Here is a 15,180-nt window from a genome sequence, read left to right as displayed (position 1 = left end):
AGCGTGACCCGTTTGCCATTCCGGCAAGCGGCTCCCCTCCTCCCGATTCCCGTCGTTCTCGTCACTGACTATTTCAGTCAGCTTGCGTGCGTCCGTGCGCGAGGCCCTTCTGTGCGAAGGAGCCTTGTCATGCGTCACTTCCATCTTCGTCGTCAGCCGCACGAACAGCCGCGTGTTCGTCCGTCGGCGCACGTGCCTGCGCACGCCGCCCCTGCGGCGGCGGAAGCAGCGCCTGCCGTGGATGCCAAGCTCGACCAGGCTGCAGCGCTCTGGACCACGCGCCGCATCCGCAGCTATCTGCTGCTGCAGCCGATCTGCGTGCCCCGCCGCTGATCCGCGCTTCACGCCTTTTCCTTTCGAACAACTCGCAAGCAACCCAGGAGCACACCATGGACCCCGCCTCTTGTTGGCGCCATAGCGCGCCCCCTTCGCCAAGACCTATTCCAACAACGACGCGGCCCGCTGCCGCGCCTCGCAGAGGGTTGAGCCCGGCCGGCTGATCGATGCCGGGGTTCTCCTTCCGCGGGCGCCGGTGGCGGCCGCTCCGAAGGAGAACATCATGAAGAACGTCCTCAAGTCCTTTTTCGAAAGCTTCCTGCGCAGCCGCCACATGCTGCACCACTTCGAACGCTGGCAGACGCTGCTGGGTTCGAAGCCCGTCGGAACCGGCTCCATCAGCATGCCGCCCGACATCGCGAAGGCCCTGAACGCGGCCTCGCGCACCGATGCCGGCGAGATGCTGGTCAAGCTCGGCAGCTCGCCGCGCGGCCTCAGCGAAGGACACGCGCAGGTGCTGCGCAAACGCCTGGGCAGCAACGAGGTGCGTCACGAGCAGCCGCTGCGCTGGTGGCAGCACCTGTGGCAGTGCTACCGCAACCCGTTCAACCTGCTGCTGACAGTGCTGGCGCTGGTCTCCTACGTCACCGAGGACATGAAGGCCACGCTGGTGATCGGCAGCATGGTGGTGCTGTCGACGGTGCTGCGCTTCCTGCAGGAGTCGCGCTCCAACAAGGCAGCCGACCGGCTCAAGGCGATGGTGAGCAACACCTCCACCGTGCTGCGCCCCGCCCCGGGCCACAAGGCGGGCGCGGCCGGCGACGAGGGCTTCGACACCACGCACGCCGGCACGGTGCGCGTCGAGGTGCCGATGCGCGACCTCGTGCCGGGCGAGGTGATCGCGCTTTCGGCCGGCGACATGATTCCGGCCGATTGCCGGCTGATCACGGCCAAGGACCTCTTCATCAGCCAGTCGGCGCTGACGGGCGAGGCGATGCCGGTCGAGAAGTTCGTGGTCGACCGTGGCGACCATGCGGCAGGCGTGCTGGAACGCGAGAACCTGCTCTTCATGGGCACCAACGTGATCAGCGGCACTGCCACCGCGGTGATCGTGCACACCGGCGACCGCACCTTCTTCGGCGCGCTGGCCCAGCGCGTGACGGCCGCCGACCGCGGCACCAGCGCCTTCCAGGCCGGCATCAACCGCGTGAGCTGGGTGCTGATCCGCTTCATGCTGGTGATGGCGCCGCTGGTGCTGGTGATCAACGGCGTGGCCAAGGGCGACTGGTGGGAGGCGGCGCTGTTCGCGCTGTCGATCGCGGTGGGCCTCACGCCAGAGATGCTGCCGATGATCGTGACCGCCACGCTGGCCAAGGGCGCGGTGGTGATGTCGCGCCAGAAGGTGATCGTCAAAAGGCTCGAAGCCATCCACAACTTCGGTGCGATGGACGTGCTGTGCACCGACAAGACCGGCACGCTGACGCAGGACCGCATCGTGCTCGAGCGCCACACCAACGCATGGGGCGAGCGGTCCGACCACGTGCTGCAGCTGGCCTACCTCAACAGCTTCCACCAGACGGGACTGAAGAACCTGCTCGACAAGGCCGTGCTGAGCCACGCCGAGATGCAGCTCGAAACCCGCCTGCAGACCGCCTACCGCAAGATCGACGAGGTGCCCTTTGACTTCTCGCGCCGCCGCATGTCGGTGGTGGTGGCCAACGGCGGCAGCGAGCACCTGCTGATCTGCAAGGGCGCGCTGGAAGAGATCCTCTCGGTGTGCACCTCGGTCGAACGCGGCGCGGAAGTGCTGTCGCTCGACGCCGACGTGCTCGCGCGCATCCACAGCGTGGCCTCGGAGCTCAATGCCCAGGGCCTTCGCGTGGTGGCCGTGGCCAGCCGCTCGCTGAAAGTCGATGAGCAGAAGCCGGCCTACGGCGTGGCTGACGAATCGGGGCTCACGCTGCTGGGCTACGTGGCTTTCCTCGATCCGCCGAAGGAATCGACCGCGCCCGCGCTGCGCGCGCTCGCCGAGCACGGCGTGGCGGTGAAGGTGCTGACGGGCGACAACGAGCTGGTCACGCGCAAGGTCTGCGCCGACGTGGGCCTGGAAGTGGGCCGCATCGTTCTCGGTGCGGAGATCGAGGAGATGGTCGATGCCGACCTGAAGCTGGTCGTCGAGGCGCACCAGGTCTTCGCCAAGCTCACGCCCGCGCACAAGGAACGCATCGTTCACGCGCTGCATGCCAACGGGCACGTGGTGGGCTTCATGGGCGACGGCATCAACGACGCGCCCGCGCTGCGCGCCGCGGACATCGGCATCTCGGTGGACAGCGCGGTGGACGTGGCCAAGGAGTCGGCCGACATCATCCTGCTCGAGAAGAGCCTGATGGTGCTGGAGCAAGGCGTCATCCAGGGCCGCCGCACCTTCGCGAACATGCTCAAGTACATCAAGCTCACCGCGAGCTCGAACTTCGGCAACGTGTTCTCGGTGCTGGTGGCAAGCGCGTTCCTGCCCTTCCTGCCGATGCTGCCGCTGCACCTGCTGGTGCAGAACCTGCTGTACGACGTGTCGCAGATCGCGATCCCGTTCGACAACGTCGACGACGAGTTCCTCAAGAGCCCGCAGCGCTGGAACCCGGCCGACCTGGGCCGCTTCATGGTGTTCTTCGGCCCGCTGAGCTCGGTGTTCGACATCCTCACCTTCACGGTGATGTGGTTCGTCTTCGCCGCCAACTCGGTGGATCACCAGACGCTCTTCCAGTCAGGCTGGTTCGTCGAGGGCCTGCTGTCGCAGACGCTGATCGTGCACCTGATCCGCACCCGCAAGATCCCGTTCCTGCAAAGCCGCGCCGCATGGCCGTTGCTGATCATGGGCGCCGCCATCGCCGCCGTGGGCATCTGGCTGCCGATGGGGCCGCTGTCGCACTACTTCAAGCTGCAGGCGCTGCCGCTGGCGTACTTCCCGTGGCTGGCGGCGATGCTGCTGGGCTACGCGCTGCTGACGCAGGCGGTGAAGGGGTGGTATGCGCGCAGGTACGGGTGGCAGTGACTTCCCGTGGTCGTCCGGGCTGCATGACATGTTCATGACACCGGGCGGCTTCAAACTGCGGCACCAACATCAACAACAAGAGGGAATCCATCGATGCAAGCCATCCACAACATCAACCTGGCTTCGCTGCTCGACACCTTCATCAGCGTGGCCGCTGCGTTCATCCTCGGCTCGGTGATCGGCCTGGAGCGCCAGATACGGCAGCGCACGGCGGGCCTTCGCACCAACACGCTGGTGGCCGTGGGCGCGGCGGTGTTCGTCGACATGGCCTACCGGCTGGACGGCAGCGGGGGCGCGGTGCGCGTGGTGGCCTATGTCGTGTCGGGCATCGGCTTCCTGGGCGCGGGCGCGATCATGAAGGAAGGCGCCAACGTCACGGGGTTGAACACGGCGGCGACGCTGTGGGGGTCGGCGGCGGTGGGCGCTTGCGCGGGCGCGGACCTGCTCGGCGAAGCACTCATTGCGGCGCTGTTCGTGCTGGCCAGCAACACGTTGCTGCGGCCGGTTGTGAACCGCATCAACCGCCAGCCGATCAGCGAGGAGAGCAGCGAAGCGACGTACGTGGTGCGCGTGATCTGCTCGCGCGCGGCGCGGCCCGACGTGCTCGACCATCTGCTGGTGCTGCTGGAGGCCGCGAACTACCCGGTGCGCGACGTCGACCAGCACCCCTTCGGGCCGGCCGACACCGAGATCGGTGCGACGCTCTACGCGACGGCGGTCGAGCCCGAGGAGCTCGACCGCGTCATCGAGGAACTGGAGGCACTCGACGGCGTGCAGCAGGCCTTCTGGAATGCCACCGCCGAAGAGTGAAACTCAAACGCCGAGGATCGAAACCGCCTTGGTGTTCAGGTAGGCCTCGAGCGCCTCGGGGCCGCCTTCCGAGCCGTAGCCCGAATCCTTCACGCCGCCGAAAGGCATTTCCGGCGAGGGCGTTGCCGGCTGGTTGATCCAGAGCATGCCCAGTTCGAGCTTCTGGCTCAGCAGGTGGGCGTTCTTGATCGACTTGGTGAAGGCGTAGCCGGCCAGGCCGAAAGGCAGGCGGTTGGCTTCGGCGATCGCTTCTTCCAGCGTGTCGAAGCCGCGGATGGCGGCGATGGGGCCGAAGGGTTCGTTGTTGAACACGTCGGCGTCCAGCGGCACGTCGGTCAGCACGGTGGGCGCGAAGAAGTTGCCGGCATCGCCGACGCGTTCGCCGCCGGTCGCGACCGTGGCGCCCTTCTTGCGGGCATCTTCCAGCACGTAGGCCATGGCCGTGAGGCGGCGCGCATTGGCCAGCGGGCCGAGGTTGGTGCCTTCGGCAAGGCCGTCGCCGAGCTTCAGGCCTTCGGCGTGCTTGACCAGCAGGCTGGCGAACTCGTTGCGCAGGCTGTTGTGCACCAGGAAGCGGGTCGGCGAGATGCAGACCTGGCCCGCGTTGCGGAACTTGGCGGCACCGGCGGCCTTCACGGCCAGCGCCACGTCGGCGTCTTCGGCGACGATGACCGGGGCATGGCCGCCGAGCTCCATCGTCACGCGCTTCATGTGCTGGCCGGCCAGCGCGGCCAGCTGCTTGCCGACCGGGGTCGAGCCGGTGAAGGTGACCTTGCGGATGATCGGGTGGGCGATCAGGTAGTTCGAGATCTCGGCGGGGTTGCCGAACACCAGGCCAACCACGCCGGGCGGGATGCCCGCGTCGACGAAGGCGCGCAGCAGCGCGGCGGGCGACGCCGGGGTTTCCTCGGGCGCCTTCACCAGGAACGAGCAGCCGGTGGCCAGCGCCGCGCCAAGCTTGCGCACGATCTGGTTGATCGGGAAGTTCCAGGGCGTGAAGGCGGCGACGGGGCCCAGCGGCTCCTTCAGCACCAGCTGCTGCGCGGCCAGGTTGCGCGAGGGCACGATGCGGCCGTAGACGCGGCGGCCTTCGTCGGCGAACCACTCGATGATGTCGGCGGCGGCCATCGTCTCGACCTTGGCCTCGCCCAGCGGTTTGCCCTGCTCCTGCGTGAGCAGCTTGGCGATTTCGAGGGAGCGTTCGCGGATCAGGCCCGCGGCGCGGCGCATGACGGCGGCGCGCTCGTTGGCGGGGGTGTTGCGCCAGGTTTCGAAGCCGCGCTGCGCGGCGGCGAGGGCGCGGTCCAGGTCGGCGATGCTGGCATGCGCCACCTTGCCGATGGCCTTGCCGGTGGCGGGATTCACGACGTCCAGCGTCTTGCCGCCGGTGGCGTCGACCCACTCGTTGTCGATCAGCAGGCGGGTGTCGGTGTAGGTGGCGGTCATGGCGAGCTATTCCTTCAGGACTGGATGATGAAAAGAAGAATGGGGAATTCTGGGTGTGCGGCGCGGCACCCTGGCGGGTGTACATACGGCAACGGCAGCCTGAGGCCGCCGGGGGCATAGGTTAACCCGAGTTCACAAACCTCGCCTGCATGCGGTCTCGGCCTGGGCGGCCGTCGCCTGCCGATCGCTGCGGCGGTCAGGCGCATCGACATGGTGCTCGACGACCAGCGGGCGCCTCGCCCGACTCCTTCAGAGCACCAGCAGCGCGCGGAAGTCGTTGACGTTGGTGTTCGTGGGCCCGGTCACGAACAGGTCGCCGATGGCGTCGAAGTAGCCGTAGGCGTCGTTGCGGTCGAGGTGGTCGGACAGCTTCTTTCCGGCGGCCGTGGCGCGCGCCAGCGTGTCCGGGGTGACGAAGGCACCGGCGTTGTCTTCCACGCCGTCGATGCCATCGGTGTCGGCCGCCAGCGCCCACACCTGCGGCTGGCCCATGAGCGCGCCGGCCAGTCCCATGCAGAACTCGCCGGCCCGCCCGCCCCTGCCCTTGGCCTGGCCCGGCTGGCGGGGACGGATCGTCACGGTGGTCTCGCCGCCCGAAAGAATGACGCAGGGCCGCGCGAAAGGCTCGCCGCGGTGCGGCACGGCGCGTGCGAGCGCGGCATGCACCTTGCCGACTTCGCGCGACTCGCCTTCCATCTCGTCGCTGAGGATGTGCGCCTCGATGCCGGCCTCGCGCGCCGCCCGCGCCGCCGCTTCGAGCGACTGCTGGGGCGTGGCGATCATGTGCGTCTCGTGGCCCTTGAAGACGGCGTCGTCGGGCTTGGGCGTCTCGAGTTCGCCGCTCTCGAGGCGCGCACGCACCGGCGCGGGCACCTCGATACCGTAGCGGTCGAGGATGGCCAGCGCGTCGGCGCAGGTGGTGGCGTCGGGCACGGTCGGGCCGCTGGCGATGACGGCCGGATCGTCGCCGGGCACGTCGCTGATGGTCAGCGTCACCACGCGGGCCGGCGCGCATGCCGCCGCCAGCCGGCCGCCCTTGATGCGCGACAGGTGCTTGCGCACACAGTTCATCTCGCCGATGCCGGCGCCGCTTTCGAGCAGTTGCTTGTTGATACGCTGCTTGTCGGCCAGCGTCAGCCCTTCGGCCGGCAGCACCAGCAGCGACGAGCCGCCACCGGAGATGAGGCACAGCACGAGGTCGTCGGCTGTGAGGCCCTGCGTCAGCGCGAGGATGCGCTCGGCCGCCTGCTGGCCCGCCGCGTCGGGCACGGGGTGCGCGGCCTCGACGATCTCGATGCGCTGCGGCAGCCCTTCCGGGCGCGGCGGAATGTGGTCATAGCGCGTGACGACCAGCCCCGACAGCGGCGCGTCGGCCGGCCACAGGGCCTCCAGTGCGTGCACCATCGAGCCGCCGGCCTTGCCGGCGCCCAGCACCAGCGTCCGGCCCTTGGGTGGCGGCGGCAGGTGGGCGCCCAGCGTGGACAGCGGCAGCGCGCGGTCCACCGCCACGCGGTAGAGATGTTCGAGGAAGGCGCGCGGGGCTTCGCGCGGATCGGGGGCGGGGCCGAAGGCCGGGGTCGATGCGGTCGTCATTGCTGCTTTGTCTCCAATCCGGCGATTGTGCTGCGGACCGCGACCGGCCCCGCTTGCCGCCGGTCAACTTCTGTCTGACTAGTTGGTCTTTGCGCCTGCCTGGAACCAGCGGCCGACCAGGGCCCGCTCTTCGTCGGTGATGCCCGTGGCGTTGTTCATCGGCATGATCTTGGTGACCACCACCTGCTGGTAGATGGCCTGCGCGTGGGCCGCCACCTGCTCGGGCGAATCGACGCGCACGTTCTTCATCTGCACGGCAGGGCCGTGGCACATGAAGCAGCGCTGCTCGAGCACCTTCTGCACGTCCTTGAACTGCACGGCCGGAGCGGCAGCAGCCACCGCGGGCGCGGCGACCGGCTCTGGCTTCATCCACACGATCGTCAGGCCCAGCACCACGATGCCGACCAGCGCATAGGGCAGCGGATTGCCCGCGTTGCCCAGCTTGAAGCGGTGCCGCACCACGAAGAACTGGCGGATGGCCGCGCCGCCGAGCATGATCAGCAGCAGCACGATCCAGTTGTACTTGTGCGTGTAGGCGAAGCTGTAGTGGTTGCTCAGCATCGCGAACAGCACCGGCAGCGTGAAGTAGGTGTTGTGCACGCTGCGCTGCTTGCCGCGCTGGCCGTGCACCGGGTCCACCGGCCTGCCTTCGCGCAGCGCCGCCACGTTCTTGCGCTGGCCGGGAATGATCCAGAAGAACACGTTGCCGCTCATGGTCGTGGCCATCATGGCGCCCACCAGCAGGAAGGCCGCGCGTCCCGCGAACCACTGGCAGGCCAGCCAGGTCGCGAAGGCGATGAAGACGGCGATCAGCACGCCGACGATGGTGTCGCCGTGCTTGCGGCGCCCGAAGATCTGGCAGATGCCGTCGTAGACCATCCAGAACACGACGAAGAAGGCCAGCGCCACGGCAATGGCGGCGCCGGGCTGCCAGTCCATCTTCGACTTGTCGATGAGGTAGGTGCTCGCGTTCCACAGGTACGACATGGTGAACAGCGAGAAACCCGTGATCCAGGTGGAGTAGCTCTCCCAGTAAGACCAGTGCAGGTGGTCCGGCAGCTTCTTGGGCGCCAGCGCGTACTTCTGCATGTTGTAGAAGCCGCCGCCGTGCACGGCCCATTGCTCGCCGCCCACGCCCTTGTCGAGCGATTCCTGGTCCTGCGGCTTCTCGAGGCTGTTGTCCAGCATCACGAAGTAGAAGGAGGCGCCGATCCAGGCGATGGCGGTGATGACGTGGACCCAGCGCAGCAGCAGGTTGGCCCAGTCGAGGTAGTAGCTTTCCATATGCTTCTCTCTCAACCCGATTGGCGCGTGAGGACGCCAGGAAAGGGTTTCAGCCTGCTCACCACCGCGGGCGCTGTAAGCAGAGAAAGTGCCGCGAACGCAGGCTCCATGGGCAGATGGGCCTCGCTCCGCTGCGGCTTGTTGTGGACCGAAAGTGTATACAGTTTTGGCAAGGAAGGGTGCGGTTTTTTGGGGATGCGACCGCCGGGAAAACCCTGTTCAGCCCAGCGATTGCAACAACTGTGCCGCCACCGCCACCGCGATGACCTCGGGCTCCTTGCCCGTGATGCCGGGCACGCCGATCGGGCAGGTGACGCGGGCCAGTTCGTCGGCCGTGAAGCCGCGCGCCTCCAGCCGGTGGCTGAAGGTGGCCCATTTGGTCTTGCTGCCGATCAGGCCGATGTAGGGCAAGTCGTTGCGCTCGCGCAGGCGCTTGAGGCAGGCGATGACGATGTCCAGGTCTTCGGCGTGGCTGAAGCTCATGATGAGCACGCGGCTGCCCGGCGCGAGCGCGGCCACGGCGTCCTGCACGGGCTCGGAATGCTCGGTGTCGATCTGCGCGGGCAGCCCGTCGGGGAAGACGCCGTCGCGGCTGTCGATCCAGCGCACCGAGAACGGCAGCGTCGACAGCAGGCGTGCCAGCGCCGCGCCCACGTGCCCGCCGCCGAAGAGGGCCACCGGCTCGAGCTGAGCGAGCAGGTCCTGCTGCAGCCTCGGCGCATCGGAGGCCGTGATGCGTTCGTAGGAGAGGAACATCACCCCGCCGCAGCACTGCCCCAGGCTGGGTCCGAGCGGATAGCGCTGGATGCCGTCGAAGGGCTTGCGCGTGCCTGCCAGCAGCTCGCGCGCTTCCTTGGTCGCCTGGAACTCCAGCTGCCCGCCGCCGATGGTGGCGGTCAGGCCGCCGGCCCACACGGCCATCCAGGTCCCGGCCTCGCGCGGCGCCGAGCCCTGCGTGGACTCGACGCGCACCAGCACCGCGTCTTCATGGCGCAGGCGCGCCAGCAATTGATCGACCGCACCGCTCATCGTCATCGATACCTTCGGTTGCCGGGCGCGCGACGACTCACGGTATAAACCCGGCCATGAATCGCCAGCTTACGCCTCGCCGCCTCGCACTTGCAGCTTCTGTTGTTTCGGCCCTCTGGCTTGCCGGCTGCGGCTCCACCGGGTCGGTGCCCGGCCAGCTGAGCGGGGCCAGCGGCGATGTCGGGGCCGGGCCGGTGCCGTCCGCATCCAGTGCTTCTTCCGCGCGCGCCTATCGCCGCGATGCCGCGCGCCATGTCTATGAAGCCAACCGCTCGCGCATCTACAAGGGCCAGCTGCCGCCGGTGCTGTACGCGGTCGGCACGCTCGAGGTGAACATCGACGCTGGCGGCAAGGTGCGTTCGATGCACTGGCTGCGCGCGCCCAAGCACGCGCCCGAAGTGATTGCCGAGATCGAGCGCACGGTGCTGAAGGCGTCGCCCTTCCCTCCGGCAACGCGCCTGGGCTCCGTCACGTGGACGGACACCTGGCTGTGGGACGAGAGCGGACGCTTCCAACTCGACACCCTGACCGAAGGCCAGCAACAAGGCGACTGAAGCCCCGGCTCAGGAGCCGCGGTAGGTGGAGTAGCTCCACGGGCTCACGAGCAGCGGCACGTGGTAGTGCTGATCGGTGTGGGCCACGCCGAAGTCCAGCGAGACCTTGTTCAGGAAGTTCGGCTCCGGCAGCTTGACGCCCAGGGCCTTGAAGTAGCCGGCCACGTCGAACACCAGCCGGTAGGTGCCGACCTTCAGCGAGTTGTTGTCGTACAGCGGGCCATCGCTGCGGCCGTCCGAATTCAGCGTGAAGCGCTTCACCAGCGTGGCGGCGTCGCCGTCGGTGGTGTACAGCGCGACCTCCATGCCGGCCGCGGGGCCGCCGTGCATCGTGTCTAGTACGTGAGTGCTAAGGCCCATGGGGCGCTCCTTGAAAGTCCGAAAAGCTCGGATCGGCGGGTGCGGGAAATTCCGGTGGACAAAAGTGTATACAGTTACCGGCTTTGGGTCTATCATGAAAAACATGGAGTCCTCCACCACCCGTTCGATCGTCGATGCCCTCACGAAGGCCATCGTCGAGCACCGGCTTCAGCCCGGCACCAAGCTGGCCGAGCAGAAGCTGGCCGATCACTTCGGCGTCTCGCGCACGCTGGTGCGCCAGGCGCTGTTCCAGCTGTCGCAGAACAAGCTCATCCGGCTGGAGCCCGCGCGCGGCGCCTTCGTGGCCGCGCCCGCGGTCGACGAGGCCAAGCAGGTGTTCGCGGTGCGCCGCATGCTCGAGGCCGAGATGACGCGCGAGTTCGTGCGCACCGTCACCCCGGCCAAGATCAAGGCGCTGAAGGAGCACGTGGCGCTCGAGAAGTCCGCCGTGTCGGGCGAAGACGTCTCCGGCCGCACCGAGCTGCTGGGCGACTTCCACGTGCGCATGGCCGAGCTCATGGGCAACCAGGTGCTGGCGCAGATTCTGGGCGAGCTCATCTCGCGCTGCGCCCTCATCACGCTGATGTACCAGAGCGCCAGCGCGGCCGAGCACTCCAACGACGAGCACGCCGACATCGTGAAGGCACTCGCCGCGCGCGACGAGGAGCGCGCCGTGCGCCTCATGACCGAACACCTCGAGCACGTCGAGGCCAACCTCACCTTCGACCGCAAGGTCCCGACCAACGACATCTCGCTGGCGTTGTCCTGATCCACACAATGACTGTCTACGACTCCACCCTGCCCTATCCGCGCGACCTGATCGGCTACGGCCGCAACCCGCCCCATGCGCAATGGCCGAACGGCGCGCGCGTCGCCGTGCAGTTCGTGCTGAACTACGAGGAAGGCGGCGAGAACGCCACGCTGCACGGCGACGCGGGCTCCGAGCAGTTCCTCTCGGAGATGTTCAACCCGGCGAGCTTCCCCGACCGGCACATCAGCATGGAAGGCATCTACGAGTACGGCTCGCGTGCCGGCGTATGGCGCATCCTGCGCGAGTTCGAGAAGCGCGGGCTGCCGCTCACTGTGTTCGGCGTGGGCATGGCGCTGCAGCGCTATCCCGAACTGACCGCCGCCTTCAAGGAACTGGGCCACGAGATCGCCTGCCACGGCTGGCGCTGGATTCATTACCAGAACATCGACGAGGCCACCGAGCGCGAACACATGCGCCTGGGCATGGAAGCCATCGAGAAGCTCACCGGCGAGCGCGCCGTGGGCTGGTACACCGGCCGCGACAGCCCCCGCACCCGCCGCCTCGTGGCCGACTACGGCGGCTTCGAATACGACAGCGACTACTACGGCGACGACCTGCCCTTCTGGATGAAGGTGCAGAAGACCGACGGCACCGTCGTGCCGCAGCTCATCGTGCCCTACACGCTCGACTGCAACGACATGCGCTTCGCGCTGCCGCAGGGCTACTCGCACGCCGACCCGTTCTTCCAGTACATGAAGGACAGCTTCGACGCGCTCTATGCCGAAGGCGACCCGAACGGCGACGACAGCCCGAAGATGATGAGCATCGGCATGCATTGCCGCCTGCTCGGCCGGCCCGGGCGCATCACCGCGCTGCAGCGCTTCCTCGATCACATCGCCAAGCACGACAAGGTGTGGGTCTGCCGCCGCGTGGACATCGCGCGCCACTGGAAGCAGGCGCATCCCTTTGAAGCCGGAGCCGCATCATGAGCCTCACCATCGCCCAACTCAACGCCGCGGCGCCGGCCGATGCCGTCGCACTGCTCGACGGCATCTACGAGCACTCGCCGTGGATCGCCGAGCGCGCCCTCGCCGCGCGCCCATTCCGCTCGCTCGCGCACCTCAAGCACGCGCTGGTGCAGGCGCTGGCCGCTTCGTCGGCCGATGACCAGATCGGCCTGATCCGCGCCCACCCCGAGCTCGCCGGCAAGGCCATGGTCAGCAAGACGCTGACAGCCGAATCGACCAACGAGCAGAGCAAGGCCGGCCTGACCGACTGCACGCCCGAGGAGTTCGCGAAGATCCAGCAGCTCAACGCCGACTACAACGCCAAGTTCGGCTTTCCCTTCATCCTCGCGGTGCGCGGCCCGCGCGGCACCGGGCTGGCCAAGCGCGAGATCATCGAGACCTTCGCTCGCCGGCTGCACAACCACCCCGACTTCGAACTCGGCGAGGCGCTGCGCAACATCCATCGCATCGCCGAGATCCGCCTGAACGACAAGTTCGCCGCCGACATCACGCTCGGCAACGACGTGTGGGACTGGCAGGAGCAGCTCTCGGTGCACACCGACCCCGGCTATGCCGAGAAGGGCCAGCTCACCGTCACCTACCTGACCGACGCGCACCGCGCCTGCGCCGCGCAGATCAGTGCGCTGATGCGCGACGTGGGCTTCGACTCGGTGCACATCGACGCCGTGGGCAACGTGGTCGGGCGCTACGAAGGCGCCACGCCCGACGCAAAGACCCTGCTGACCGGCTCGCACTACGACACCGTGCGCAACGGCGGCAAGTACGACGGCCGCCTCGGCATCTTCGTGCCGATGGCCTGCGTGCGCGAGCTCAAGCGCCAGAACAGGCGCCTGCCCTTCGCCTTCGAGGTGGTGGGCTTCGCCGAAGAGGAAGGCCAGCGCTACAAGGCGACCTTCCTGGGCTCGGGCGCGCTCATCGGCCACTTCGACCAGCGCTGGCTCGACCAGAAGGACGTCGACGGCATCACCATGCGCGAGGCCATGCAGCACGCGGGACTGAAGCAGGAAGACATTCCGAAGATCCAGCGCGACCCGGCCCGCTACCTCGGCTTCGTCGAGGTGCACATCGAGCAGGGCCCGGTGCTCACCGAGCTCGACCTGCCGCTGGGCATCGTCACCTCCATCAACGGCAGCGTGCGCTACGTGGGCGAGGTGATCGGCATGGCCAGCCACGCCGGCACTACGCCCATGGACCGCCGCCGCGACGCGGCCGCGGCCGTGGCCGAGCTGATCCTCTACACCGAGCAGCGCGCTGCGAAGGACGGCGACTCGGTCGGCACCGTCGGCATGCTCGAAGTGCCCAGCGGTTCCATCAACGTGGTACCGGGGCGCTGCAAGTTCAGCCTCGACCTGCGCGCGCCCAACAACGCGCAGCGCGACGCGCTGGCCAACGACGTGGTCGCGGCGCTGAAGGACATCTGCGAGCGCCGCGGCGTTCGCTACGAGCTCGAGGAAACCATGCGCGCGGCCGCCGCGCCCAGCGCGCCCGCCTGGCAGCAACGCTGGGAAAAGGCTGTCGACGCGCTGGGCATTCCGCTCTTTCGCATGCCCAGCGGCGCCGGCCACGACGCCATGAAGCTGCACGAGGTGATGCCGCAGGCGATGCTGTTCGTGCGCGGCATCAACTCGGGCATCAGCCACAACCCGCTCGAATCGAGCACCAACGACGACATCCAGCTCGCCGTGGAGGCCTTCCAGCTCCTGCTGGACAACCTGGCGACCGAACAAGCCCACTGAAACATAGAAGAAAAGCCATGACCGACTACGCCAAGCTCGACGCCTGGATCGACGCCCACTTCGACGAGGAAGTGAAGTTCCTGCAGCAACTGGTGCAGGTGCCCACCGACACGCCGCCGGGCAACAACGCGCCGCACGCCGAGCGCACCGCCGAGCTGCTGAACGACTTCGGCCTCACGGCCGAGAAGCACGCCGTGCCCGCGCAGGAAGTGAAGGACTACGGCCTCGAATCGATCACCAACCTGATCGTGCGCCGCAAGTACGGCGACGGCGGCCGCACGGTGGCGCTGAACGCGCACGGCGACGTGGTGCCGCCCGGCGAAGGCTGGACGCACGACCCGTACGGCGGCGAGATCGTCGACGGCAGCCTCTACGGCCGCGCCGCCGCCGTGAGCAAGAGCGACTTCGCCAGCTTCACCTTCGCGCTGCGCGCCCTCGAGGCGGTGGCCAAGCCGGCCAAGGGCAGCATCGAGCTGCACTTCACCTACGACGAGGAGTTCGGCGGCATCCTGGGCCCGGGCTGGCTGCTCGAGAAGGGGCTGACCAAGCCCGACCTGATGATCGCGGCCGGCTTCAGCTACGAAGTGGTCACGGCGCACAACGGCTGCCTGCAGATGGAGGTGACGGTGCACGGAAAGATGGCGCACGCCGCCGTGCCCGCCACCGGCATCGACGCGCTGCAGGGCGCCACGAAGATCCTGAACGCGCTCTATGCACAGAACACCCTCTACAAGCAGGTCACGTCGAAGGTCGAGGGCATCACGCACCCCTACCTGAACGTCGGCCGCATCGAGGGCGGCACCAACACCAACGTGGTTCCGGGCAAGGTGGTGTTCAAGCTCGACCGCCGCATGATCCCCGAGGAGAATCCGGTCGAGGTCGAAGCCACCATCCGCAAGGTGATCGCCGACGCGGCCGCCGAGAGCGAAGGCATCACCGTCGAGATCAAGCGCCTGCTGCTGGCCAACTCGATGAAGCCCCTGGCGGGCAACAAGCCGCTGGTCGACGCGATCCAGAAGCATGGCGGCGAGCTGTTCGGCGAGCCGATCAAGGCCATGGGCACCCCGCTCTATACCGACGTGCGCCTGTACGTGGAAGCCGGTATTCCCGGCGTGATCTACGGCGCCGGCCCGCGCACCGTGCTCGAATCGCACGCCAAGCGCAGCGACGAGCGCGTGGTGCTGGAAGACCTGCGCCGCGCGACCAAGGTGATCGCGCGCACGCTCAGCGACCTGCTGGCGTAATCAAACGGGTCGGGCGGGGG

The 15,180-nt window shown here is 67.8% G+C and carries 13 protein-coding genes; 8 read left to right on the top strand and 5 right to left on the bottom strand.

Going from position 1 to position 15,180, the window contains the following annotated elements; genetic code table 11:
* The first annotated feature begins 129 nt into the window (after positions 1 to 129).
* From EJP67_RS24395 to EJP67_RS24385, 3 genes are all read left to right on the top strand, one after another.
* A complete protein-coding gene (locus EJP67_RS24395) occupies positions 130 to 333 on the top strand; it encodes a hypothetical protein (RefSeq protein WP_126024304.1) in 204 nt (67 codons plus the stop codon).
* Positions 334 to 559: 226 nt separating this feature from the next.
* Complete coding sequence (gene mgtA, locus EJP67_RS24390; protein WP_126024303.1) at positions 560 to 3,325, top strand: magnesium-translocating P-type ATPase; 2,766 nt, start codon at positions 560 to 562, stop codon at positions 3,323 to 3,325.
* 93 nt (positions 3,326 to 3,418) lie between these two features.
* The gene (locus tag EJP67_RS24385; RefSeq protein ID WP_126024302.1) at positions 3,419 to 4,135 is read left to right on the top strand and encodes an MgtC/SapB family protein; all 717 of its coding nucleotides are present in this window, start codon (positions 3,419 to 3,421) and stop codon (positions 4,133 to 4,135) included.
* Positions 4,136 to 4,138: 3 nt separating this feature from the next.
* Here the strand turns inward: EJP67_RS24385 and EJP67_RS24380 are convergent, their stop codons facing one another.
* The 4 genes from EJP67_RS24380 to xdhC form a co-directional block, all read right to left on the bottom strand.
* Complete coding sequence (locus EJP67_RS24380; RefSeq protein WP_126024301.1) at positions 4,139 to 5,581, bottom strand: NAD-dependent succinate-semialdehyde dehydrogenase; 1,443 nt, start codon at positions 5,579 to 5,581, stop codon at positions 4,139 to 4,141.
* Positions 5,582 to 5,830: 249 nt separating this feature from the next.
* On the bottom strand, positions 5,831 to 7,174 hold the full coding sequence (locus EJP67_RS24375; protein WP_126024300.1) for a glycerate kinase type-2 family protein: 1,344 nt from the start codon (positions 7,172 to 7,174) through the stop codon (positions 5,831 to 5,833).
* A 78-nt stretch (positions 7,175 to 7,252) separates the two neighbouring features.
* A complete protein-coding gene (locus EJP67_RS24370) occupies positions 7,253 to 8,458 on the bottom strand; it encodes a urate hydroxylase PuuD (RefSeq protein WP_126024299.1) in 1,206 nt (401 codons plus the stop codon).
* 219 nt (positions 8,459 to 8,677) lie between these two features.
* On the bottom strand, positions 8,678 to 9,487 hold the full coding sequence (gene xdhC, locus EJP67_RS24365) for a xanthine dehydrogenase accessory protein XdhC (RefSeq protein ID WP_126024478.1): 810 nt from the start codon (positions 9,485 to 9,487) through the stop codon (positions 8,678 to 8,680).
* A gap of 56 nt (positions 9,488 to 9,543) precedes the next feature.
* Between xdhC and EJP67_RS24360 the strand changes: the two genes are divergently transcribed.
* A complete protein-coding gene (locus EJP67_RS24360) occupies positions 9,544 to 10,041 on the top strand; it encodes a hypothetical protein (protein ID WP_126024298.1) in 498 nt (165 codons plus the stop codon).
* A gap of 9 nt (positions 10,042 to 10,050) precedes the next feature.
* Here EJP67_RS24360 and uraH read toward each other — a convergent pair whose 3' ends face one another.
* A complete protein-coding gene (gene uraH, locus EJP67_RS24355) occupies positions 10,051 to 10,401 on the bottom strand; it encodes a hydroxyisourate hydrolase (RefSeq protein WP_126024297.1) in 351 nt (116 codons plus the stop codon).
* 94 nt (positions 10,402 to 10,495) lie between these two features.
* Between uraH and EJP67_RS24350 the strand changes: the two genes are divergently transcribed.
* From EJP67_RS24350 to EJP67_RS24335, 4 genes are read left to right on the top strand one after another with little or no spacing between them, the layout of a single operon-like run.
* A complete protein-coding gene (locus tag EJP67_RS24350; protein ID WP_019655080.1) occupies positions 10,496 to 11,170 on the top strand; it encodes a GntR family transcriptional regulator in 675 nt (224 codons plus the stop codon).
* Between the two features lie 8 nt (positions 11,171 to 11,178).
* Positions 11,179 to 12,141 carry an allantoinase PuuE gene (gene puuE / locus EJP67_RS24345; RefSeq protein ID WP_126024296.1) on the top strand — a complete coding sequence of 321 codons (963 nt, stop codon included), beginning with the start codon at positions 11,179 to 11,181 and terminating at the stop codon, positions 12,139 to 12,141.
* Positions 12,138 to 13,916 (top strand): 2-oxo-4-hydroxy-4-carboxy-5-ureidoimidazoline decarboxylase, encoded by a 1,779-nt coding sequence (uraD, locus tag EJP67_RS24340; RefSeq protein WP_126024295.1) that lies wholly within the window; start codon positions 12,138 to 12,140, stop codon positions 13,914 to 13,916. The genes puuE and uraD overlap by 4 nt, the downstream gene beginning before the upstream one ends.
* Positions 13,917 to 13,933: 17 nt before the next feature.
* A complete protein-coding gene (locus tag EJP67_RS24335) occupies positions 13,934 to 15,160 on the top strand; it encodes a M20 family metallopeptidase (RefSeq protein ID WP_126024294.1) in 1,227 nt (408 codons plus the stop codon).
* Positions 15,161 to 15,180: the final 20 nt, after the last annotated feature.

It is taken from the genome of Variovorax guangxiensis, from assembly GCF_003952165.1.
Taxonomy (GTDB): Bacteria; Pseudomonadota; Gammaproteobacteria; order Burkholderiales; family Burkholderiaceae_C; genus Variovorax; species Variovorax guangxiensis.
The sequence above is the reverse complement of the archived record's forward strand: the minus strand, read 5'-3'. Positions and strand labels throughout refer to the sequence as shown.